The organism is Flavobacterium aquidurense (assembly GCF_001404985.1).
In the GTDB taxonomy this organism is placed as follows: domain Bacteria; phylum Bacteroidota; class Bacteroidia; order Flavobacteriales; family Flavobacteriaceae; genus Flavobacterium; species Flavobacterium aquidurense_B.
This window is the reverse complement of record NZ_JRLF01000015.1, coordinates 517,541-542,570: the sequence shown is the minus strand read 5'-3', so window position 1 is coordinate 542,570 and position 25,030 is coordinate 517,541. Positions and strand designations below refer to the sequence as shown.

General features: G+C 33.6%; 20 protein-coding genes. 13 read left to right on the top strand and 7 right to left on the bottom strand.

The window, feature by feature from the left end:
- Window positions 1-102 precede the first annotated feature (102 nt).
- Window positions 103-2,898 carry an excinuclease ABC subunit UvrA gene (gene uvrA / locus RC62_RS20850; RefSeq protein ID WP_055098266.1) on the bottom strand — a complete coding sequence of 932 codons (2,796 nt, stop codon included), beginning with the start codon at window positions 2,896-2,898 and terminating at the stop codon, window positions 103-105.
- A gap of 332 nt (window positions 2,899-3,230) precedes the next feature.
- Here uvrA and RC62_RS20845 point away from each other — a divergent pair, with 332 nt between their 5' ends.
- The 9 genes from RC62_RS20845 to RC62_RS20810 all read left to right on the top strand — a co-directional run bounded on the left by RC62_RS20845 (window position 3,231) and on the right by RC62_RS20810 (window position 17,729).
- Entirely contained in the window at window positions 3,231-6,032 is a 2,802-nt protein-coding gene (locus RC62_RS20845) for a triple tyrosine motif-containing protein (protein ID WP_055098265.1), read from the top strand.
- A 241-nt stretch (window positions 6,033-6,273) separates the two neighbouring features.
- Complete coding sequence (locus RC62_RS20840; protein WP_055098264.1) at window positions 6,274-9,342, top strand: SusC/RagA family TonB-linked outer membrane protein; 3,069 nt, start codon at window positions 6,274-6,276, stop codon at window positions 9,340-9,342.
- Between the two features lie 11 nt (window positions 9,343-9,353).
- Complete coding sequence (locus RC62_RS20835; protein ID WP_055098263.1) at window positions 9,354-10,832, top strand: RagB/SusD family nutrient uptake outer membrane protein; 1,479 nt, start codon at window positions 9,354-9,356, stop codon at window positions 10,830-10,832.
- Between the two features lie 12 nt (window positions 10,833-10,844).
- A complete protein-coding gene (locus RC62_RS20830) occupies window positions 10,845-12,449 on the top strand; it encodes a hypothetical protein (protein ID WP_209435112.1) in 1,605 nt (534 codons plus the stop codon).
- 55 nt (window positions 12,450-12,504) lie between these two features.
- Window positions 12,505-14,163 carry a family 16 glycosylhydrolase gene (locus tag RC62_RS20825; protein WP_055098262.1) on the top strand — a complete coding sequence of 553 codons (1,659 nt, stop codon included), beginning with the start codon at window positions 12,505-12,507 and terminating at the stop codon, window positions 14,161-14,163.
- Window positions 14,164-14,245: 82 nt separating this feature from the next.
- Complete coding sequence (locus RC62_RS20820; protein ID WP_055098261.1) at window positions 14,246-15,004, top strand: family 16 glycosylhydrolase; 759 nt, start codon at window positions 14,246-14,248, stop codon at window positions 15,002-15,004.
- Window positions 15,005-15,330: 326 nt separating this feature from the next.
- Window positions 15,331-15,915, top strand: a complete 585-nt coding sequence (locus RC62_RS20815; protein WP_055098260.1) for an RNA polymerase sigma factor — start codon at window positions 15,331-15,333, stop codon at window positions 15,913-15,915.
- A 50-nt stretch (window positions 15,916-15,965) separates the two neighbouring features.
- The gene (locus tag RC62_RS23020) at window positions 15,966-16,109 is read left to right on the top strand and encodes a hypothetical protein (RefSeq protein WP_165689754.1); all 144 of its coding nucleotides are present in this window, start codon (window positions 15,966-15,968) and stop codon (window positions 16,107-16,109) included.
- A gap of 558 nt (window positions 16,110-16,667) precedes the next feature.
- Window positions 16,668-17,729, top strand: a complete 1,062-nt coding sequence (locus tag RC62_RS20810; protein ID WP_055098258.1) for a hypothetical protein — start codon at window positions 16,668-16,670, stop codon at window positions 17,727-17,729.
- Between the two features lie 16 nt (window positions 17,730-17,745).
- On the opposite strand, the gene RC62_RS20805 is transcribed toward RC62_RS20810, so the two are convergent.
- Window positions 17,746-18,402 carry an endonuclease III domain-containing protein gene (locus tag RC62_RS20805; protein ID WP_055098256.1) on the bottom strand — a complete coding sequence of 219 codons (657 nt, stop codon included), beginning with the start codon at window positions 18,400-18,402 and terminating at the stop codon, window positions 17,746-17,748.
- Window positions 18,403-18,623: 221 nt separating this feature from the next.
- On the opposite strand from RC62_RS20805, the gene bcp reads away from it, so the two are divergent.
- Window positions 18,624-19,076 carry a thioredoxin-dependent thiol peroxidase gene (gene bcp / locus RC62_RS20800; protein ID WP_055098254.1) on the top strand — a complete coding sequence of 151 codons (453 nt, stop codon included), beginning with the start codon at window positions 18,624-18,626 and terminating at the stop codon, window positions 19,074-19,076.
- 239 nt (window positions 19,077-19,315) lie between these two features.
- Here the strand turns inward: bcp and RC62_RS20795 are convergent, their stop codons facing one another.
- Window positions 19,316-20,776 carry a TonB-dependent receptor gene (locus RC62_RS20795; protein ID WP_055098253.1) on the bottom strand — a complete coding sequence of 487 codons (1,461 nt, stop codon included), beginning with the start codon at window positions 20,774-20,776 and terminating at the stop codon, window positions 19,316-19,318.
- Between the two features lie 90 nt (window positions 20,777-20,866).
- Between RC62_RS20795 and RC62_RS20790 the strand changes: the two genes are divergently transcribed.
- From RC62_RS20790 to RC62_RS20780, 3 genes are read left to right on the top strand one after another with little or no spacing between them, the layout of a single operon-like run.
- Window positions 20,867-21,631 (top strand): MBL fold metallo-hydrolase, encoded by a 765-nt coding sequence (locus RC62_RS20790; RefSeq protein WP_055098252.1) that lies wholly within the window; start codon window positions 20,867-20,869, stop codon window positions 21,629-21,631.
- Window positions 21,632-21,643: 12 nt separating this feature from the next.
- Window positions 21,644-22,147 (top strand): hypothetical protein, encoded by a 504-nt coding sequence (locus RC62_RS20785; protein ID WP_055098250.1) that lies wholly within the window; start codon window positions 21,644-21,646, stop codon window positions 22,145-22,147.
- A gap of 44 nt (window positions 22,148-22,191) precedes the next feature.
- A complete protein-coding gene (locus tag RC62_RS20780) occupies window positions 22,192-22,632 on the top strand; it encodes a hypothetical protein (protein ID WP_055098248.1) in 441 nt (146 codons plus the stop codon).
- Window positions 22,633-22,685: 53 nt separating this feature from the next.
- Here RC62_RS20780 and RC62_RS23050 read toward each other — a convergent pair whose 3' ends face one another.
- The 4 genes from RC62_RS23050 to RC62_RS20760 form a co-directional block, all read right to left on the bottom strand.
- Window positions 22,686-23,279 carry a hypothetical protein gene (locus RC62_RS23050; RefSeq protein ID WP_209435111.1) on the bottom strand — a complete coding sequence of 198 codons (594 nt, stop codon included), beginning with the start codon at window positions 23,277-23,279 and terminating at the stop codon, window positions 22,686-22,688.
- Between the two features lie 40 nt (window positions 23,280-23,319).
- Window positions 23,320-23,634 (bottom strand): helix-turn-helix domain-containing protein, encoded by a 315-nt coding sequence (locus RC62_RS20770; RefSeq protein WP_055098247.1) that lies wholly within the window; start codon window positions 23,632-23,634, stop codon window positions 23,320-23,322.
- A gap of 17 nt (window positions 23,635-23,651) precedes the next feature.
- On the bottom strand, window positions 23,652-23,993 hold the full coding sequence (locus RC62_RS20765; protein ID WP_410501013.1) for a type II toxin-antitoxin system RelE/ParE family toxin: 342 nt from the start codon (window positions 23,991-23,993) through the stop codon (window positions 23,652-23,654).
- Between the two features lie 167 nt (window positions 23,994-24,160).
- Complete coding sequence (locus RC62_RS20760) at window positions 24,161-24,805, bottom strand: alpha/beta hydrolase (RefSeq protein WP_055098246.1); 645 nt, start codon at window positions 24,803-24,805, stop codon at window positions 24,161-24,163.
- Between the last annotated feature and the right edge of the window lie 225 nt (window positions 24,806-25,030).

The window sequence follows — 25,030 nt, the reverse complement described above, 5'->3', positions numbered from 1 at the left end:
AGTTTTTAATCTAAATGAGAAAAAAAGCCATAAATTAAAGTTTATTTAATTTATGGCTTTTTATTTATTGACTTACAAGAACTCAATATCTCAATACCTTTTTTACAATTTATCTTTTAAATAAATTCCTGTAACAGATTTTTTCTCTTTCGCAACCTCTTCCGGAGTTCCCACAGCTAATAAGTGTCCTCCGTTTTCTCCTCCTTCAGGGCCCAGATCAATAATCCAGTCTGCACATTTTATAAGATCAAGATTGTGTTCGATTACAATTATCGAATGTCCTTTTTCTATTAATGCATCAAAAGAAGCCAGTAATTTTTTGATATCATGAAAGTGTAAACCTGTTGTAGGTTCATCAAATACAAATAAAGCCTTGTCTTTTGTAGCACCTTTGACTAAAAATGAAGCTAACTTAATACGTTGTGCTTCTCCACCGGAAAGAGTAGAAGAAGATTGTCCTAATTGCACATATCCTAAACCAACATCCTGAAGCGGCTGCAGTTTTTGTGTGATTTTAGCTTGTTTGTTTTTATCAAAAAAGGCGATAGCATCATCGATTGTCATAGTCAGTATATCGTTGATGTTCTGATTATCAAAAGTAATTTCCAATACTTCTTTTTTAAATCTTTTTCCGCCACAAGTTTCGCAAGGTAACGATACGTCGGCCATAAAGACCATTTCGACATTTATAGATCCTTCTCCTTTGCAGGTTTCGCATCGGCCGCCATCAACGTTAAAAGAAAAATGTTTTGCCTGATAACCTCTTATTTTTGATAATTTCTCTTTCGCATACAATTCACGAATTTCATCATAAGCCTTGATATACGTTACAGGATTAGATCTTGAACTTCTTCCTATAGGATTTTGATCAACATATTCGATATGTTTTATCTGAGAGAAAGATCCTTTTATTTCGCTAAACTGACCTGCTTTTTCGGCTGCATTTTCAAGCTTTTTCTGCATGGCAGGAAACAAAATCTTTTTGATCAGCGTACTTTTTCCACTTCCTGAAACTCCTGTAATAACAGTTAGAACATCAAGAGGAAAAGTAACATTAATATTTTTCAGATTGTTTTCTCTGGCACCAATAATATCAATATGATTCTTGAATTTTCGTCTCTTTTTAGGAACCGTAATTTCTAAATCTCCATTTAGGTATTTAGCAGTTAATGAATCAGATTTTAGGATTTCGTCATAAGTCCCCTGAGCCACCAGATGACCACCAAAAGTTCCTGCTTCCGGACCAATATCAATAATCATATCGGCAGCCTTCATAATATCCTCATCATGTTCGACTACGATTACAGTATTTCCTAAGTCACGAAGCGATAGCAATACTTTTATCAGTCGTTCAGAATCTTTAGGGTGTAAACCGATACTTGGTTCGTCAAGAATGTACATTGATCCTACTAAGCTGCTTCCCAATGAAGTGGCAAGATTAATACGCTGAGATTCTCCTCCTGACAGTGTAGCTGAATTTCTATTTAGAGTAAGATAATCCAAACCAACTTCTGTCAAAAACGACAAACGATTGTTGATCTCAACCATCAAACGTTTTGCAATCTGCTGTTCGTAAACATTCAGATCAATATTTTTGAAAAAAGTAACCAAATGTTTTATAGGCAAATCAACTAAATCAGAAACGGTTTTACCATTGATTTTTACATACGAAGCTTCCTCACGTAAACGTTTTCCGCGACACGCATGACATTTAGTTTTTCCGCGATAACGTGATAACATTACACGATTCTGGATCTTATAATTTTTTTCTTCCAGTTCTTTAAAGAAACTGTTCAGACCTTGAAAATAGTTATTTCCTTTCCAGATTAAATCTTTTTGATCTTCTGTAAGTTCGAAATATGGTTTGTGAATTGGGAAATCAAATTTATAGGCATGTTTTATCAATTCATCCTTATACCAGCTCATGCTGTCGCCTCGCCAGGGATAAATAGCATTTTCGAAAACAGACAAAGAAGTATTGGGAACTACTAAATCAGCATCGATACCAATAATATTTCCGTATCCTTCGCAAACCGGACAAGCTCCGTAAGGATTATTAAAACTAAACAAATGAACATTAGGCTCCAGAAATGTAATACCGTCAAGCTCAAAATTATTCGAATATGTAAACCTTTTATCTGAGTTTAGTTCCTGCAGGTAACAAATTCCTTTTCCTTCAAAAAAGGCAGTTTGCACAGCATCAGCCAAACGATTATAAAATTCTTCTTCATCCTTGACAACAATTCTGTCAATAATCAGTAAAATATCCTTGTTGTCTAATTTGTGAATTTCTGTTGGGTTAAATTCATCTAAACGAACCATTTCATTATCGACTAGTACACGTGCAAAACCTTGCTGCAAAAGGACCTTTAGTTTGTCCTCAAGTTTTCTGCCTTCTTCAAGATGAATAGGTGAAAGCAACAGCCATTTACTGTCTAGTTCCAGATTTTTTACATCAGCAACCACATCCGTAACGGTATTTTTTTTAACTTCTTGTCCTGAAATAGGTGAATAGGTACGACCAATTCTGGCGAACAAAAGTTTTACATAATCGTATATTTCAGTCGAAGTTCCTACTGTCGAACGGGCATTTGTAGTATTTACTTTTTGCTCAATAGCAATTGCCGGAGCAATACCCTTAATATATTCAACTTTTGGTTTGTCTAAACGCCCTAAAAACTGACGTGCATAAGAGGATAAACTCTCTACATAACGACGCTGTCCTTCGGCATACAAAGTATCGAAAGCTAAACTTGATTTACCTGATCCTGAAAGACCTGTAATAACAACAAGTTTGTTTCTGGGAATAGCAACATCTACATTTTTTAAATTATGTACCTGCGCTCCTTTAATTATAATATTATGTTTTGGGTCTAGTGTAGAAAGATCAATTTTCATAAAAAAAGTCAATTTTTACAAAAGTAATCAATTTTGAACTGAATTTTGTTAATGCAATTGTTCCAAATTTTAACTAATTTCTATGTTACAGATTACTCAAATTTGCTCCAGTTCTTTTTTGCCGCAGATTTCACAAATCAAAATGATTTTCTTTTCGCCACGAATTTCACGAATTTCCTCTAATTTTTTTGTCGATTATTTCGTCAATTTAATTTGTGCCAATTAGTGAAATTTGTGGCAAAAAAAGATTTGCAGAATTATCTGTGAAATCTGTGGCAAAAAAAACACTATTTTAGGACTGTTTTTACATTAAATTAATACAATATATCAATTTGAAAACTAAACTTTCTCTACTGCTTTCTTTGATAAGTTTTATCCTGTTTTCACAGGAGTTCCCGCCTATTATCAAGTATTCATCTGTTGTTTATGGTGCCGGAAATCAGAGTTGGATGATCTCTCAGGACGATCAGAATTATTTATATTTTGCAAATAATGATGGTCTGTTAGAATATAATGGTACAAACTGGCAATTATATCCTACGCCCAACGAAACTATTATGCGATCTGTAAAAGTAATTGGTAATAAAATTTATACAGGTTGCTATATGAATTTTGGTTTTTGGACCAGACAGGCAAATGGCAAATTAAAATATACCTCTCTGAGCGATACGATTAAGAATAAAATTTTAGACGATGAACAATTTTGGAATATTCTTAAATATGACCAATGGATTTTATTTCAATCCCTGAACCGGATCTATATTTATGATACCAAAACAGGAAAATTTAAAATCATTGCACCCAAAAATGGTGTTGTTAAATCTTTTGCACATAAAAATGCAATCTATTTTCAGACTATAAAAGACGGACTTTTTGAAATCGAAAGCGGAAAAGCCAAATTAGTTTCTGATAATCCTGTTCTTAAAAAATTTACGATCGCAAATGTCTTTAGTACAGAAGAAGGTTTGCTCATTCAGACACAATTAGACGGGATATATAAATTATCAGGAAATAGTCTGACGCGTTTTATTACAGATGTTGATTATGAATTAAAATCGAGTTTTGTTTACAGCAGTCAACTTTTGCAGGACGGAAGTTTTGCTTTGGGAACGGTTTCTAACGGAATTTTTATTTTATCGGATAAAGGAAAACTTAAATATCATATTTCGCAAAGCAAAGGACTAAGCAATAATACGGCCTTGTCACTTTTTGAAGATAAAGACCAGAATTTATGGGCAGGACTTGATAACGGAATCAATTGTATTAATATCAATTCCCCCGTGCATAGCTTTACTGATGATACAGGTGTTTTGGGAACCGTTTATGCCTCGGCAACTTTTAATGGTTTTTTATATGTAGGAACAAATCAGGGTTTATTTTGTAAAAAAATGCAAAGTAATGCCGAGTTTAAATTTATAAACGGAACAAAAGGTCAGGTTTGGTCACTTTTTGTATATGATAATACGCTTTTTTGCGGTCACGACTCCGGAACTTTTATTATCAATAATGAGCTGGCAAAAAATATATTTTCAGCCTCTGGAACCTGGAAATTCGAAGCAGTTCCTAGTGCTGAAAATCAGTTGCTTCAGGGAAATTATTACGGAATTTCGGTTTTAGAGAAAGTGAATAATCAATGGGTTTTCAAAAATAAAATTCAGGGTTTTGATTATTCGTCCCGTTATTTTGAAATCACAAATAATCTTGATGTTTATATAAGCCATGAATATAAAGGAATTTTCAGGCTGAAATTAGACAAATCTTTATCAAAGACACAAGGGTTCTACACTTATAAATCTCCTCAAAAAGGGAAAAATGCAAGTTTAACCAAATTCAATAACCAAATTTATTATGCTTATAAAGGAGGGATTTTTAAACTGAACCCAAATACCAAACTTTTTGAAAAAGATGCCTTATTGAGTTCTATTTTCGAAAAAGACGAATATACATCCGGTAAACTAATCGTTGATAACTCGAATAAAATCTGGTTATTTTCTAAAAATTACATTCATTATTTCTCCGCAAGTAAATTAAGCAATCAGTTAAAACAAAATGTAATTCCAATTCCGTCCTCTTTGACAAATTCTATGTTAGGTTTCGAGAATATTACTCAAATTTCAAAATCGACTTATTTAATAGGGACAACAGATGGTTATTATACATTGAATATTGATGATTTAAGTTTTAAAAATTACACTGTTTTTATTTCAGATATTACCATAAACAAACAAAATGAAACCCTGAAAAATGTTGCAATTCAAAAAGAAGGAAACTTCCGTTCGAATGAAAATAATATTACCCTGAACTACACCGTTCCGGAATACAATAAATACATCAACTCAGAATATCAGTATTTATTAGAAGGTTTCCAAAACGATTGGAGCGAATGGAGTACAAAGGCAACCGTTAATTTTAAAAACCTTTCGCCCGGAAAATACACCTTTAAAGTAAGGGCAAAATACGCCAATACAATTTTACAGAATACGGCAACCTATACTTTTGTAATATTAAAGCCGTGGTATTTAACCAATCTGGCATGGTTTATTTATTTTCTTTTAATATTGGTTCTGGTTTATTTTGTAAATAAAGCCTATCTCAATTATTACCATAAGCAAAAAGAGAAATTGATAGAAGAAAATAATCTTTTACTTGAGATTAAGGAGCTGGAGAACGAGCAGCAATTAATGAAACTTCGCAACGAGCAGCTTTCTCAGGATGTTGATAATAAAAATCGCGAACTGGCAGTTTCTACGATGAGTTTAAACAGCAAAAATGAATTGTTGGCCTTTATAAAAGAAGATTTAAAAAAGACAAGTCAAAATGATAGTACAAATATCAAATCAGTTATAAGCACCATAAATAAAAATATTACAGAAGAAGATTCCTGGAATGTTTTTAAAGCAGCTTTTGATAATGCTGATAAAGACTTTCTTAAAAGAATAAAACAGCTTCATCCTTTACTTACTCCAAATGATCTGCGTCTTTGTGCTTATTTGCGATTGAATCTTTCCTCAAAAGAGATTGCTCCTTTATTTAATATATCGGTTCGAAGCGTAGAGATAAAAAGATATCGTTTGCGTAAAAAAATGGATTTACAGCACGAAATCGGTTTAGTCGAATATATTCTGGCTGTATAGTACAACAAAAAATGCCTTTTAAAAACTATACATTACCTCAACATTAACGATTTGTTGTGATTTGAGAGGATTTTTGTTAAAGAAATTAACATTCTGATTTTATAGTTAAATAAGGGTGTATTTTGAGATATATTAAATTTACATAGGTTTTTTTTATGATGTATGTTTTTTGTTGAGGTTAAATTTATCGTTTTCCTAAACGGATAAGATAAATTTATCTTTCAATAAAAACTAACTAATTATGAAATCCAAATTATTATTAACCGTACTAATGCTGTTTACATCATATGCGTTTTCGCAGTCTTTTGATGTAACCGGAACAGTACTTGATGCCACATCAGGAATCTCACTGCCTGGTGTTAATGTAAAAGTTAAAAATTCGTCGCAAGCAACCTCAACAGATTTCGACGGATCTTTTAAACTATTAGCAATCCCAAAAGGAACTACACTTGTTTTTAGTTTCATTGGTTTAAAAACGCAGGAAGTTGTAGTTTCCGGAACCAAAATCACCGTAAAAATGGGTGATGACACAAGATCGCTGGATGAAGTTGTTGTCATTGGTTATGGTAGCCAGAAGAAAAGAGAAGTTACAGGAGCAGTTTCTGTACTTGACAGCAAAACGCTTGATATTCTTAAACCGGCAAGAATAGAACAGGCTTTACAAGGAACCATTTCAGGTGTAAATGTTACTACCCAATCCGGAGCTCCGGGGGCGCCTATAGATGTTCGTATTCGTGGTATTGCTACAAACGGGCAAAACGGTCCAACAACTATTATTGATGGTTATGTTGGTGATCTAAATGTTTTAAATCCAAATGATATAGAAACCGTAACAGTTTTAAAAGATGCACAAGCGGCAATTTACGGAACTATTGGAGCAAACGGAATCATCCTGATCACGACCAAAATGGGAAAGAAAAATTCAAAAACAAAAATTTCCTTTAATAGTTATACAGGATTTCAGGAAGCGTCAAGAAAATTACCAATTCTAAACGCTACTGAATATGCTTTATTACTTAATGAAAGTTATGCAAATGGAGGCAAAGCACTTCCTTACCCAAATGTTAGCGGTTTAGGAAAAGGAACAGACTGGCAAAAAGAAGTTTTGGGAACAGGCGTACCTTTATTAAACAGTGACTTGACAATTTCAGGAGGATCTGATAAAATTACCTATTCTATCAGTGGTTCTCACCTGGATCAGGAAGGTATTGTGGGAGGTGACAAATCCGGTTATTTAAGAAATACTGCCAGAATAGGATTAGGAGCTGATTTAAGTGAAAAATTCAAACTTAAAACAAATGTAATCTATACTTATTTTGACAGAAAAACAATTAACGAAAACGGATTAGGATCTGTATTGTTTAATGCCTTAAATGTACCGGCAACTTTTAATACACATGATGCAAATGGCAATTTTACCCTCGTGCCAAGCACAACAGGATTAGGAACAGAAATTATAAATCCGCTGGCACAAATTGATAATACCTATAATGACTACAATTATAAAAAGCTAAACGGAAACTTTGGCTTGGATTATAAAATTTTTAAAGGATTTACATTATCAAGTTCAATAGGTTTTAATACAGCAAACAGCGAAAGTAAAGTATTTGGCCCGCAGATAAGTTACGGAGGAAAAGTGTTTGATGTACAAAGAAGTTCTGTAACACAAAGAACAGTAAACGATAACGATTACTCATTTGATATTTACGCAACTTATAATACAAAAATTGCAGAAAACCATAATATTACGGCAACATTAGGAAACACCATTTACAAACAATGGGGAAATTCAGCCGTTGCAACAGGTTATGATGTTCCTAATAACTCTTGGGAATTTGCAGATATTTCTTTAACAAAAGGATTGCCAAGCGCTTTAAATACGGGAGGTTATGTATATGATCAAAGAAGAATCTCTTATTTTGGCAGAGCACAATACGATTATAAAGGTAAATATCTTTTTTCAGCAATGATCAGGCGTGATTCTTCTACAAAATTTGGTCCGGGCTTTAAAGTAGGATATTTTCCGTCTTTTACAGCAGGATGGGTAGTGTCTGATGAAGGTTTCTTTGGAACATCAAAAACAGTTAACTTTTTAAAATTCAGAGCGAGTTACGGGACTTTAGGAAATGACCAGATCCCAAATAATGGATTTTTGAGTATTTTAAATGGTGAAGCAACTTATGTATTTGATGGCATTTTAGTAAACGGAGCTGCAACAGGACAAATACCAAATCCGGATTTGAAATGGGAAGAAGCCAAAAAGTTTGATGTTGGTTTAGATTTAAGACTTTTTAATGACAAGGTTTCTGTAGTAGCCGATTATTTTATCGATACCAGAAAAGATTTATTGATACCAAATATTCCGGTTTCAGGAATTGTGGGAATTGGTGCTCCGGGTGCGAGTGCTCCAACCATGAATGCAGGTACCGTTAGAAATTCAGGATTAGAATTTGCTATAGATTATAAAGAGAAATTATCAGATTCATTTTCAATGACAGTAGGGTATAATGTAACCTTTCTTAAAAATGAAGTACTGGAAGTCAATAACGGAACCGGATTTATAGAGCAAGGTTCTTTTGGAGTAGGACAGCCAGCGGCAGCTCGTATGGAAGCCGGAAAACCAATTGGATATTTCTATGGATATAAAACAGACGGAATTTTCCAGAATCAGGCAGAAGTTAATGCACATCCTTCGCAATTAGCTTTAGGTGCAAATGCTTCACCGGGAGATATTCGTTATGTCGATATAAACGGCGATGGTGTAATTGATACAAAAGACAGAACCAATATTGGTGACCCGATTGCAGATGCTACAATGGGATTTAATTTACAATTAAATTATAAAAACCTTGATTTTGCAGTATATACATTTGCATCCATAGGCAATGATATGGTGCGCAATTACGAAAGAGTACTTTCTGATGCCAACCGTCTTGATTATGTTTTAGACAGATGGACAGGAGAAGGAACAAGCAACTCTGTACCAAGAGTAACTACCGGAGCTACAGCAAATAATGTTTTATCTGATTATTTTGTTGAAGATGCTTCGTACTTCAGAATTCAGAACATACAATTAGGATATACCATTAATCCTAAAGTGACTCAAAAAGCCGGAATTACAAAACTAAGACTTTATACCGGAGTAAATAATCTATACACTTTTACTAAATATAAAGGTTTTGATCCTGGTGCTTCATTTGGACCAACAAATCAGGATGGGGTTTCTCAATCGCCAATTGGTGCCGGAATAGATTACGGATTTTATCCTGTGCCAAGAACCTATTTATTAGGTTTAAACATTAATTTTTAATTGCTATTAAAATGAAAAAATATTTATTTACAACCATTATAACGCTGGCACTCTTCTCGACAATAATTTCTTGTTCAGATGATTTTGTGAGCCCAAAACCAGAATATTCGATAGATTCTGAGAACTATTTTAATTCAAAATCAGATTATGACGAAGCATTAGTTGCCGCTTATGATTTGCTGCAGTCTACTTATGCAAATGCTTTATTAGGAGAAATTGCCTCAGATAACACATTAGCAGGAGGAGAAAGCCCTACAGACGTAATTGGCTGGCAACAAGTAGACGATATGATTCATACACCCGTAAACAGTAATTTAAGAGATATCTGGAACTGGATGTTTGCAGGAGTACAAAGAGCCAATTATATTCTTGAATTTAAGGATAAAACAGATTTTGAAGGAAAGACCCAGCTACTTGCAGAAACACGTTTTCTAAGAGCATATTACCAGTTTGAGTTAGTGAAATGGTTTGGTGGAATCCCGATGAAAGGAGATGCAAGATTTAAAGTTGGAGATGAAAAAACAGTACCGCGTTCAACAGTTGCAGAAGTTTATGCTTCTATCGAAGCTGATTTGATTTATGCGTCGGCTAATTTATCTCCAACAGCATCTCAAAAAGGAAGAGTTACAAAAGGAGCTGCTCAGGCTTTATTAGGAAAAGCCTATTTATATGAAGGTAAATTTGTACAAGCAGCATCTGTGCTTGATGCGGTAATAAATTCCGGAAAATACACACTGCAATCAGATTATGATGCAATGTTTGAAATGGATGGCGAAAACGGACCGGAATCTGTTTTTGAAGTACAATATACAGATGTAGAAGGAGCTGGTTTTACTTGTTTGCAATGTAGTGAAGGTAACGTAGCAGTCGGTTTTAGCGGAATCAGAAATTATTCAGGACCACTTTTTTCTTCTGGATTTAGTTTTAATATTCCAACCAAGGAAAGCGCTGATGCTTTTGAAGTTGGAGATAAGCGCAAAGATGTTGCCATACTTGATATCGCAGCGTGGGCAGCAGCAAATGCCGGTGTAACTTACGGAAAAGGAAATGAAGATACCGGTTACTTTAATAGAAAATATCTGCCAAGAAAAAGAAGTGCTGAAGCTCAGGGAGATTTAAACTTAACAAATCCTAATAATTACAGAGCGATACGTTATGCTGATGTGTTATTGATGGCAGCAGAAGCGTACAATCGCGGAGCTATAGATGATACAAAAGCAAAAACATACCTGAATCAGGTAAGAAGACGCGCTTTTGGAGATAATAACCACGACATATCAGTTACAGGAGCCGCTTTGACTGACTTCATTTTAGCGGAAAGAAGAGTGGAACTTTTTGGAGAAGGACATCGTTTCTTCGACTTAGTAAGAACTGGAAAAGCAGCTGGAAAAATTCCGGGATTTAAGGCAAATAAAAACGAATTATTTCCATTACCAATTGAAGAGATTCAATTTGCAAACGGAAACTGGCAACAAAACCCTGGATATTAAAAAAATACGATCATGAAAAAAATACATTTTATTATAAATCTTTTCGTTTTGACCCTATTTGTGGGTTGTTCAAGCGATGAAAGCAACGTTAATTTGGATGGTTTGAGCGAACCGGCAAATGTAGCTGCTCTGACCACTGTAACTCAGGATAATTCAGGTAAAGTTACTTTTATACCTACAGGAGAAGGTGTTACACAATTTAAAATCAATTATGGAGACGGAACCCCTGAATCTGATTATTTTTCGTCAGGTGCCAATGTAACACATACGTATAAAGAAGGAGTTTACAAGTCTAAAATTATCGCAATGGGAATTACCGGAAAAACAACCGAAGTAACCAAAGAAGTTGTTGTTTCGTTTAGAGCACCGGAAAATTTAAAAGTTGTAATCACAAATGATATTACGGTTTCTAAAAAAATAACCGTTAAAGCAACAGCAGATTTTGCTTTGTTTTATGATGTTTATTTTGGCGAAGCCGGAAAACCGGAACCTATTTCTGTCAATGATGGCGAGTCAGTTTCTTATACGTACAAAGAAGCAGGAGTTTACACGGTTCGTGTCGTTTCTAAAAGCGCGGCTATTAAAACAACAGAATATACAGAACAGGTTACTGCAAAATTAGTACTTAACCCAACAGCTTCAGCGCCAACGCCTCCTAACAGACCGGCAGGTAATGTTATTGCTGTTTACAGTTCAAAATATACCAATCTTGCAGGAACAGTTTTCTTCCCAAATTGGGGACAATCAACAGGATATTCAGAGTTTGATTTAAATGGAGACAAAATGCTAAATTATACAAACTTGAATTATGAAGGAATTGCCTTTGCAGATGGTGTAACAGCAAACGTTACCGCTATGGATTATATTCACCTTGATGTTTGGACAGCAGATTTACCAAAATTAGATATATTCCTGATCAGTAGTACTAAAATAAATGGAGAAAGAGCCGTTTCAAAAGACTTGATAGCAAACCAATGGACCAGTATTGATATTCCGATTTCTGCATTTACAAGTCAGGATGGATTTACAGTAGCAGATATTTTTCAATTGAAATTGGTTGGAACTCCGGCAGGCAAAAACATTTTTATAGATAATATTTATTTTTATAAAAACGGAGAAGCATTAAGTACTGCGGCACCAACACCAACTAAGGCAGCAACAGATGTTATTTCTATGTTTAGCGATGCATATACAAATGTTCCTGTAGCTACATGGCGTACAGATTGGTCTGCAGCAACATTAGAAGAAACTGCTGTGGCAGGAAATGCAGTAAAAAAATACTCAGATTTAAACTTCGTGGGTATAGAACCAACAGCAACAATTGATGCATCTGCCATGACACATTTTCACGTAGACGTGTGGTCAGCTGATTTTACTGAATTCAGAATAAAATTAGTAGATTTTGGACCAAATGGCGTATATAACGGAGGCGGAGACGATAAAGAACATGAAGTTAAATTTACCGCTCCCGCAAAAGGAACCTGGGTTAGTCTTGATATACCCTTGACTGAGTTTACCGGATTAACAACGCGCGGACATATCGCACAACTTATATACTCAGGAAATCCAAGCGGCTCGCATACTATATATATTGATAACGTTTATTTCCATAAATAGAAATTGAATCTTATCATAAATTAAAATGAATTTACATTTTATAAAAAAGAACAAAATGAAAAAATATAATAAATATTTCATACTGCTTTTTGCACTTTTACTGGCAATAAGCTGTCAAAATGATGATCATTCCTTTGGAGATTTATCAGCCCCGACAAACATAAAAGTTACCGCTGAAATCATCGGGAAAACTACAGCTGCACCTAACGGAGACGGATCAGGAATGGTAAAGCTTACCGCAACAGGTGATAATGCAATTTCGTATAAATACGCCTTTAGCGACGGTACTACGGAAAATTCTCCAAGCGGGGTTTTTACAAAACGTTTTACCAAAACGGGTTTAAATACCTATACCGTAACAGTAATTGCTTCAGGAAGAGGTGGTGTCGCTACAAATACTACTGTTGATGTTACGGTATTAAGTAATTTTAGTGATGATGAAGCAGTTAATCTCTTAACAGGCGGATCCTCTAAAAAATGGTATTGGTCAGCTTCTGAACCAGGACATCTTGGTGTTGGTCAGAATGACGGCGATGCTACTAAAAATTATTTTTCAAATTACTATTCAGCTGGTGCTTTTGAGAAAGCTGCATCACCGGCAAGCAGCTGTTTGTATGATAATGTGCTGACTTTTTCACTTGAAGCAGGACAATTAAAATATGAATTAGATAATGGTGGAGCAACATTCTTTAATGCTGCTTTTGCAAGCGTTGCGGGAGGAAGTTCTCCGGATGATGCGTGCTTAACTTATAATACAGGAAGTAAAAAAACGGTATTACTAAGCCCTTCAGAATCTGTTGTAATGGCCAATCCGGATCATGCGACACAAAGCAGAGGTACCACAATGAATTTTTCTGATAATGGATTTATGGGCTATTATATAGGTCAGAGTTCATATGAAATACTCTCTATTACGGCAAACAGAATGGTTGTTAGAGCCGTTATGGGCGGTAATCCTGCATTAGCATGGTATCACATATTTACGACTGTAAAACCTACTCAGGCTCCTGCGGCAGATTATAAAAAACTAGTTTGGTCAGATGAGTTTAATACAGATGGAGCTCCTGATGCTGCAAAATGGAATTATGATTTAGGTAAAGGCGATAACGGCTGGGGTAATAATGAAAAACAAAATTATACCAACTCAGCAACAAATGTAATCGTACAAGGCGGAAGTCTAAAAATAACAGCTAAAAAAGAAGCCTCCGGAGGAGCAGATTATTCTTCGTCCCGATTAAAAACAGATGGCAAATTTAGCTTTACCTATGGTAAAATCGAGATTAAAGCTAAACTTCCTATCGGTGCCGGAACATGGCCGGCAATCTGGATGCTTGGACAAAATTATGCTACTAAACCCTGGCCGGCATGTGGCGAAATAGATATTATGGAACATGTAGGAAACAATCAAAATGTTATTTTGAGCACACTGCATTATCCAGGCCATTCAGGCGGAAACGGTGTTTCAGGTTCTAAGACAATACCAAACGTTTCAACAGAATTTCATGTTTATAAAACAGTTTGGAGTCCGGCATCCGTACAAACTTTTGTAGATGACCAGTTAATTCACTCAGTTCCTAATGAGGGCTCTTTACCTTTTAACAGCGACTTTTTCCTGATTTTAAATGTGGCAATGGGAGGTAACCTTGGCGGTAATATTGATCCTGCGTTTACCCAGTCTTCGATGGAGATTGATTACGTAAGGGTATATCAATAGATTATAAATTAATTAGTAAAAATGAATGAGAAGGTCAGTCAAGGCTGGCCTTCTTGTTTTTTTGTAATTTTAAAAAGAGACAATGAAAAAAATAATTGTACTTATAATGATTTCCGGTTTTTGTTATGCACAGGAAATAAAACGGAAACTTGTATGGGAAGAAGATTTCAATAAAAAAGAGATCAATGAAAAAGCCTGGAATTTTGAGCTTGGAGATGGTTGTCCAGATTTATGCGGTTATGGAAATAACGAAAGGCAGATTTACACTAAAACAAACCATGAAATTAAAGACGGTAATTTAACTATTGAAGCCAGAAAAGAAGGAAATAAATATACTTCTACAAAAATCACTACTAAAGGTAAAAAAGAATTTAAATACGGACGAATAGAAGCAAGGGCAAAATTGCCTGTTGGACATGGTTTATGGCCTGCATTCTGGATGTTAGGAGCCAATATTGATGAAGTAAAATGGCCTAAAACAGGCGAAATTGATATTCTGGAATACATTGGGAGAGATCCACATATGGTTTATACCACTTTGCACACACAAGACAGTCACGGAAATACAATTAATACAAAAAGAACCGCATTTCCTGATATTGAAGAAGGATATCATGTTTTTGCAATTGAATGGACGAAAGAAAAGATGGATTTTTTTGTAGACAAAACGTTGGTTTATACATTCAATCCCGAAGTTAAAAATGAAGACACCTGGCCCTTTGATAAACCTTTCTATATTATCCTAAATTTGGCCATAGGGGGAAATTTTGGAGGCCCTGAGGTCGATGATAAAGTACTTCCTCAAAAGTTTTATGTCGATTATGTACGTGTTTACCAATAAAAAATAATACCGTAAAAAAAATATATTTAAATCAGATATAGATCGATTAATTGTTTAGTAATGAGTTGTTTATATCTGATTTTTTTTGTTAAAATCAATGCTTATTTCGCCCTTTTTTAATGCGATTGCAGACTAAAATTAAGTTTCTTCTGCAATAATTAACAATTTATTGTTAATTATTGTTCTTTTTATTTGCTTTTTAAAAGAATTATTTGTTAAATTTGGTCACATTATTAACATAACTCATAAAGATACGCCTATACAATAAAACTACTTTTTTAATAAAATTACTCCAATTTTAAAACAGAACTAAAAAAAGTAGTATTATGGCTGATCTGCATATTCCAGACGCTCTATTAGTGAGAAATTATGTTGAAGGCAACGAAGGTGCACTTTCAACATTAATAAAGAGACACGAGTCTAAGATATATGGATTTATATATTCTAAGATTGCTGATAGAGATATTTCTAACGATATTTTTCAAGATACTTTTATTAAAGTAATCAAAACACTTAAAAGTAATTCATATAACGAAGAAGGTAAATTTTTGCCTTGGGTAATGCGTATTTCACATAACTTAATTGTGGATCACTTTCGCAAAACCAAAAAAATGCCAATGTACAGAGAAACCGAGGAGTTTTCGATTTTTTCTGTCATGTCTGATGATTCCTTAACCATAGAAAATAAAATGATTTTTGATCAGGTAGAAGTCGATTTAAAAAAAATAATCGAAGAACTTCCTGATGATCAAAAAGAAGTTTTAGTAATGCGTATGTATCAGGATATGAGTTTTAAAGAAATTTCTGAACTTACAGGTGTAAGTATCAATACCGCATTAGGCAGAATGCGCTATGCTTTAATGAATTTAAGAAAAATAATTGATAAACATCAAATTATTTTAACCAACTAATACTATTTTGAAGATTAGCCCGTTATACTATTATAAAACATTTTGATAGTATGGCGAAAATTTACTCTAAAAAAGCATTAGCTTCTAAAGATTTAAAACCTAAAAAAGAAGTTGTTTCTTTTTTACTTAATTATTCACAAGCATTAACAGTGGTGAAAATTGAAGATAAAAGTTTTGAAATTATAGCTAATTAAACAGCCCACTATTATTTGTCGGATGTTTATTTCGAAAGAAAACCAAATGGTCGTTTTGGTTTAAAAAGCTCACTATTTGTATGCAAATACAACTAGTGAGTTTTTTTATGCAATAATCTCAAATATTTTTCCAGCCTTTTTAAAATTTGTAATTATTAAATTATTTTTATCAACGAAAATCAAGTTTTTAGTAGTAATTTTTATACTCATCCTGTTAAAATTTTATATTTTAATCTCTTTTTGTTTATTTATTCAATAATTAGTTCTATTTTGGTTAAAAACTAATTATTTGTTCAATGAATTTCATTAAATAAGGAGATTTATGTATTAAAAACCTTTCAATAAGTAATTAAAAATAATGTTTAATCCAATAACCAGATGATTTATGGAGAAAAATTACCCAACTGTGTTTTGTTTGTTGTAATGTTCTTAAGAATAAAAAATACCAGAGCGATTTCGTTAAAAATGGTCTAAGTAAAATTACCTTGAATCTTCACGATAAATCCAGCTCATAGAAATAACCATAAGATTTATTTTAACAACCAAAACGTAACCAAAATGAAAAACCTTAAAATTTTAATCTTCTTGATTTTGGTAAATGTTAGCGCATTTGCTCAAAAGGAAGAACTTAAAGAAGCCCAGGCCAACTATTCTAAAGGCAAACTTCAGGAAGCAGCAGCTATTTTAAAAAAAATAGAATATCTCATTATAAATGCTCCTGATGAGGTAAAAACCGATTATTTTTTTACAAAAGGAAATGTCCACAAAGAACTGGCAACCAAAAATATAGATGCTGCAGCGAACTTTACTATAGCTTCAAGCGCCTTTCAGGATGTTCTTTTGTACGAAAATGAATCCCGAAATTATAAATATGCTTTCAAGGCAAGTTCAGCTCTAAAAGAAATGAAATCCAAACTTGTAGATGGAGCTTATAAAGATTACAAAGAAGGAAAATTTAAAGAAAGTGCAGATAAAAGTTACGAAGTATACCTGTTTGATAAAAAGGATACATTAAACTTATACAACGCTGCCACATCATCTTTGACAGCTAAAGATTATAATGCTTCAATCAAATATTTCGAAGAGCTTAAAAAAATAAATTATTCCGGAAAAGGGATGATTTTTTATGCTACAAACAAAAAAACGAAAGAAGAAGAAGCTTTTACTTCGATGAGTGCAAGAGAACTAAGTGTTAGAGAAGGTCTTTATGAAAAGCCAAGAAATATATTTCCGCCTTCGAAAAAAGAAGAAATTTTAACTTCACTAGGATATTCCTATTTAGAGCGTAATGATTTTTGTAATGCAGAGAAATATTATGAAGAGGGATTGCAGACCAATGAAAAATGTATGGACTGCTATATCAATCTTGTCTATGTAAAAATACAAGAGAAAAAGCAAATCGTAGATCAAATGGCTGCATTAGGAAACAGTACAAAAGAAATGCAGGAATATGATATTCTGGATGCTAAAAAAGACGAAGTTATAAAAAGCGCAATTCCATATCTTAAAAAAGCACTAACCATTGAACCAAAAAATGAAAGTGCAATGAAATCACTTTTAGGAATATACAGATCGCTCAATATGACAAACGAATATAATTCGCTAAAAAGCAGCATGTAAAAAAACTCAGAAGCTACTAAACTTTCTTTTTAGTAGCTTCTTCTATCAATGATTTTTTACCAATAGTTCTGGTAATAATATCCTTTTCTAAATCCCAGCCTCTTGCTGGAGAATATTCACGCCCGTACCAAATGATCTGCAAGTGCAAATCATTCCATAATTCTCTTGGAAAAAGCCTTTTAGCATCTTTTTCTGTCTGTACTACATTTTTTCCGTTCGAAAGATTCCATCTTAACATAAGTCTGTGAATATGCGTATCAACCGGAAAAGCAGGAACACCAAAAGCTTGTGACATTACTACGCTTGCGGTTTTATGACCAACAGCCGGCAAAGATTCGAGAGCTTCAAAACTTTGCGGTACTTTCCCGTCATATTTGTCAATCAAAATATGCGACAAACCATGAATACCTTTCGATTTCATAGGCGATAAACCACAAGGCCTAATAATTTCTTTAATTTCTTCTACAGACATTTTAATCATATCATACGGATTATCAGCCTTAGCAAAAAGTAATGGCGTAATCTGGTTCACACGCACATCTGTACATTGTGCCGAAAGTAAAACTGCGATTAATAAGGTATAAGGATCTTTGTGATCTAATGGTACAGGTATAGTAGGGTAGAGTTCTTTTAACGTATTTATAACAAATTGTACGCGAGCTTCTTTATTCATTTCCGTATTTTTAATCCCGTAAAAATAGCACTATTTTAATTGTGAATTGTAAATGATGAATTGTAAATTGTAAAAGGTTAATTATATGGGGTGATTGTTTTTAAGTTATAATTTAAAACATATAAAAATCCAACAATCCAACAATCCAACAATCCAAAAGTCCAATAATCTAAGAAATCCAATAATCTAAGAAGTCCAATAATCTATAAAAATCTAAATATATGACAACACTAAAAGCGGGAGATAAAGCACCAAATTTTTCAGGAACAGATCAGGACGGAAAAACGCACAAACTGGCAGATTACGCCGGAAAAAAATTAGTAGTTTTCTTTTACCCAAAAGCGAGCACACCAGGTTGTACCGCCGAAGCATGTGATTTAAGAGATAATTTTGAGCGTTTTAAAGCTAATAATTACGAATTATTGGGCGTAAGCGCCGACAGTCAGAAAGCGCAGGCAAAATTTAAAGACAAGTATGAATTTCCTTTTCCTTTATTAGCCGATGAAGATAAATCTGTAATCAACGCATTTGGTGTTTGGGGACCTAAGAAATTCATGGGAAAAGAATACGACGGAATCCATAGAACAACTTTTGTAATAGACGAAAACGGAATTATTGATGAGGTTATCTCGCAGGTAAAAACCAAAGAACACGCAGCACAGATTTTGAAATGATATTGATTTCAGGTTTATTTTGTTTCAGCTATATGTAGTATTTTGTTATTTCGAAGAATGAGAAATCACACTAGAAACTCTACAAAGGCAATCGCCAATTTGCAAGTGATTTTCTTAGTCTGTTTAGTCTTCTTCATCGAAATAAAAAGATTGCGGCAAGAGTAACTGAAAACTGCAACTGAGACTGAAAACTAAAAAAAAATCCCCAAAAAGAAAAACGTTCTTTCCGGGGATTTTTTTTATGCATTTTGTTCGAGTTCCTTCTGAGGATGATATCCAAAAAGGTGATGCTCTTTTATAATTTCAGCAACTCCTGACGGAAGCATTGGTTCCCAACCGGTTTTTCCCTGACTAATCATTTTAAGAACTTCACGTGAGAATACATTTAATATATCAGGATTGTAATCTACAATATCAACTACTTTTCCGTTGAATTTAAAGAATTTATATAGTTCTTTCATTCTAGGATGTACTTTTAAGTTTTCAGAAGTGATAATCTCTCCATTATCACCTAACATAGGATATAAGAATACCTTCATGTCACGGTAGAATAATTTTCCGAAAGCTTCAAGTATTCCACCACTTAAATGGCGGTAATATTTCTCATCAAAAATGTCTACTAAGTTGTTTACACCCATTGCTAATCCCATTCTTGCTTTGGTATAGTTAGCAAAATATTCAACTACTTTATAATATTCCTGGAAATTAGAAATCATTACAGTTTGACCTAATGAACAAAGTAACTCTGCTCTGTCCATAAAATCACGTTCATCGATTTCACCATCAGACCTCAAATTTGAAAGTGTGATTTCAAAAACTACTAATGTGTTATCTTTTTCAACCTTATTTTCTTCGAGAAACATCTTTAGGGATTTCTCGTACATATCAAGGTTTACATTCGTAACCGGGCGAAAACTTCCTCTAAAAGCAAGAAGGTTCTTTTTGTATAAAATAGCTGCCGGTAAAACGTTTTTCCCTTCAGGATTAAACATTACGGCATCAGTCATTCCGTTTTTAACCAATTGCAAACTCATCAATCGATTATCGACATCCGCAAAACGAGGTCCTGAGAAGTTGATGGTATCAATTTCGAGCTGATCTTTATCTAAGTGGTCGTATAAGTAACGAAGTAATCGTTTTGGATCGTTGTATTTGTAAAAAGCACCGTAAATTAAGTTTACACCTAAAATTCCAAGTGTTTCTTGTTGTAGTCGGGCATCAGTTTCCTTAAAACGAATGTGCAGAATAATTTCGTTATAAGCTTCATCAGGTTCAATTTGGTATCGGATTCCAACCCAGCCATGCCCTTTAAATTGTTTGGCAAAATCTATTGTAGCAACAGTATTGGCGTAACTAAAAAAAAGTTTTGTAGGATGTTTTTCTCTGCTTAGGCGCTCTTCGATAATCTGTCCTTCAAGAGTAAGCATTTTTTTCAATCGCTCTTCGGTTACGTAGCGGCCATCTCTTTCAATTCCATAAACGGCGTCACTGAAATCTTTGTCATAGGCAGACATTGCTTTTGCAATTGTTCCCGATGAACCTCCGGACCTGAAAAAATGCCTAACTGTTTCTTGTCCAGCACCAATTTCAGCAAATGTTCCGTAAATATTCTCGTTTAAATTAATGCGTAACGCTTTGTCTTTTATGGAAGGAATCTGTTCGATGACCTTGTCACCTTTGAGTTTTATTTCTGTACCCATTTTATTTTAAATAGATTTGTTACAAAGTTAGCAAATTAGGCTTCTAATGAAAGAGAAATAATCCTATTTTTGTAAAAAAATTAAGTTCAATTGAAGGTCTATTTTTTAGGTACTGGTACTTCTCAAGGCATTCCGATAATCGGAGTCGATCATCCTGTTTGTAAAAGCACTGATGCTAAGGACAAAAGGCTCCGCGTATCCATCTGGATTACATGGGGCGAGCATTCTTATGTTATCGATTGCGGTCCTGATTTCAGGCAGCAAATGCTTTCTTGTGGCTGCACACATCTCGATGCCATTTTATTTACACACGAACATGCAGATCATACTGCCGGTTTAGACGACATACGACCGTTTAATTTCAGGCAGGGCGAAATACCCGTTTATGCACATCAACGTGTTATTGACAATTTAAAACGCCGTTTTGATTATGTTTTCGAAACCGTAAACAAATATCCGGGCGCTCCAAGCGTAAAAACCATTGAGGTTGTCAATAACGAATCCTTTCCCGTTGGTGATAAAACCGCAATTCCGGTAAATGTGATGCATGGCGATTTGCAGGTTTTTGGTTATCGTATAGATGATTTTGCTTATCTAACCGATGTTAAGACCATTGATGAAGTCGAAATCGAAAAATTAAAAAACCTTAAAGTTTTAGTAGTGAATGCTTTGCGTGTTGAACCGCACGATACACACTTTAATTTACAGGAAGCACTGGATTTTATAAATTTAGTAAAACCTGAAGTCGCTTATTTAACTCATATAAGCCACGTTTTGGGCTTTCATGAAGAAGTACAAAAACAACTGCCTGAAAATGTTTTTCTGGCTTATGATAACTTAGAAATTACAATTTAATTATACCACAAAATGAAAAAATCCTTAATGCTTTATCTTTTTATCCTTGCGATACTTATGAATGTTTTTACTTATATGTTTTATAGCAGAGAAGTAAAATTTGAGCAAGAAAGATATGATAAAACAACTAAGAAGCTAAGAGACAGTATTAATACAGTAACATCTAAATTAGCCGAATCAGATTATTTCTCTTTAGAACATAATGAGAATGCGCAAAATTATTTTGATAACAGTGCAAGCGGAGGAAAAGTAATTTTATACGAAAAACTAATTCCGGTTGTAACTGAAAAGTTACTAGACCTAAACGCTAACCCAAATGGGAATCCTTACACGGGGCAAGATAAGATAGGTCCAAACAAATTTATAATCAATAAAGCTAAGATTTTAAACCACAGATGGATCATTGCAGATTATAGTAATGGAGAATTATGGGGAGAAGTCTTGTTAAAATACTTTGTTGCTGATGATGAAAGTATTACTTTTGAAGTAATTCAAACCTGGTTGTATCAAAAATAAGGAAGTATAATCCTGTTTTTTTACAATCTAAATTAATAGGATATATGAAAAAGATATTTTTACTTTCGCTCATTATTGGTGTTTCGTTTTCTTGCGCTAAAAAAGTTTCAGAAGAAAATAAAACCCCAAAACAACAAGAATCAAAACCCGCTGTAATAGTAGGTGGAGATTCAGATACTCACGGTTGCAAAGGTTCTGCAGGTTATACCTGGTCAAGCCTTAAAAAAGAATGTGTACGTCTTTTTGAAATAGGGACAAAGTTATCCCATGCCGAGGACGGAAAAACATATTCTACGGTAGCTTACGTAATTTTTGACGGAAATAAAGCCGAACTTTTTCTTGATACTCAAAAAGAGCCGATACTGTTAGAAAGAAAATCCGAAGGAGATTCCTGGACCAAAGGTGATTATCAATTGATTCCCTGGAAAGGTTATGTATTAAAAAAGAACGGTAAAATTATTATACAGGACAATAAAAGGTTATAGTATACAGTCGCAGTTTTCAGTCTCACTTATGGAGTTGAAAACTGCGACTTTTTTTATTGCTTATTAAAGAAATCCTTGATCATTTTTGAGCTTTCTTCGGGGCTTCTTAATGATACTCCTTCACCATTCTCATCTATTGTAAAATGTCCTTTAAAGGCGTCAGGCATTGCGTTATATTGCTCGTTTACCTGATTTAGTGTTCCTTTGAAACAATTGTAATGGTATTTTTGAACTAAATAAGGCAAAGAATTTTGTCCTCTTAAAAGTTCATATTCCTGATAATTATATGGTGTTGTTTCTTGTCTTTTTAGCAATGTCAGATTAAATTTTATCAATAATTTTTCGATTTCCTTCTCACTAATAAACTGAGAAAGTCCGCGCAACGCATAGATTTTCATATCCAGATAGCGTTCTTTCTTATATGCACTATCAAAGAAATCTTTTAATTCAGGAAAAGCAAAATCATATAAAAGTCTCAGTATCTTGTTTCTAATGTCAAGTTGTTTCGTGGCAGAATAAATCCTTGTTAAATGAGCATAATTATCCTTATCAATAAATTTTTTCTCTAAAGAAAATAATGCATTTCTAAAGTCTTTATTGCTATCCTTAATTTTTTCGTCAGTTAGTATAGCTGGGAATTTACTCATTGTTATAGTTTAAAAATGAATGAAAATTGCTTATTAAAGTTTATTTGTCTAAGCTGATGTTTAGGTCTGTTAATTCGATTTGAAATTTAACTCTTGCTTTTAAAGCTGTAAAAATTTTAATAAGCGTTTCTAGAGATATATTTCCCACGTTATTTTCAAGTTTTGAAATTTGCGCTTTTTGGACGCCTACAAGTTTTCCTAGCTCTTCTTGAGTTAAATGACGTTCTTTTCGTGTCTCTTTAATTGCGCTTCCAATCAAGTCCATTTGTAGATCATATTCAAATCTATCTCTATTGGAAGTTCCTATTTTACCAACAATTTCATCAGTTACTTCGTCTAATGTATATTTTTTCATTTATTTATAATTTTGATTTAATCTTTATCCTCAAAATAATTTAATCTAATTTTTGTAGCCCTATCTATTTCTTTATCTGAAACTTTACTTTGTTTTTTAATAAAACCATGAGTTGATACGACCAGAGTATTTTGTGAATTTCTTTTATCCCAAAATGCTAATAATCTGTATTGATTTCCTTTGTATAAAGTTCTAAATTCCCATACTTCGTCATTTAGTTTTTTAAAAAGTTGAGAATCATTCTTAGTTTGTGATTTTCTAATATTATAAATTATTTTTTCTGAATGTTTTGAATCTAATATCTTTAGAAAGTTAAAAGCTTCTTCTAAGAATATTATGTCGAAAAGTTTTTTCATCATTTATTGATATTACAAAAATACCCAAAAGTTTCTATAAAAGGAAACTTTTGGGTATTTAAGTATTTTTATTTATAATAACCAGTTTGGTATATTATACTAAATTACAATATTAGATCTAAAAAATTGACATTATTTATAAGTTTTTTCTTTCTTTTTTATAGCTAATACTACTCAGCAAGCCAATTCTTGAAATCAAAGAAATTTTGCGGAGCTACACCGTGTCCAACAGGATATTCCTTATAAGTAACCGGAATATTTAAATTTTCCAGGATCGCCGGCGTTTTTCTAGCCCAATCGATAGGGATTACCTGATCTACAGTTCCGTGAGAAGCAAATATTTTTAAGTTTTTGAAGTTGTTTTTCTCGTAACCTTCTTTAATGATTTCGTCGTTGAAATAACCGCTCATGGCTACAACTCTCTGAATTTTTTCAGGATAAGAAAGTGCTACGGAATAACTTAAAATAGAACCCTGGCTAAAACCAACTAAAGTAACATTATTGGCATCAATAGGATAATTGGCAATCAATTCATCAACGAATTTAGCGATTAAATCACGTGACGTTTTTGCCTGCTCATTATCTGAGAATTTATTTTGATCTGCATCAAAATTTATCGCGTACCACGCATATGCGCCATATTGCAAATCATAAGGCGCGCGAGCCGAAATAATGTAATAATTATCAGGAAGTTCTGTAGCAAACGAAAATAAATCGGCTTCATTGCTGCCATATCCGTGTAATAAAAGTAAAACGGGATTTTTATCTAAGATAACTTTTGGTTCTTGTATTTTATATTCTAGAGATAGATTCATTTTTATAATTGTGAATTGTAAGTTGTGAATTGTGAATTTTCAGCTTTGTCAAAGTTTTAAACTTTGACAAAGCTTATTGAGATTATATAAAATCTGTTTTTATCCGCGTTTTTGCTTGCAAATCCGCGTCATCGGTGTCTAAAATTTATACGCCGATAAAATAGATTCGCTAAAGTGAAAACGCGGATTTCAACTGATTTACTTTTTTGGAATTTGAATTTTTAT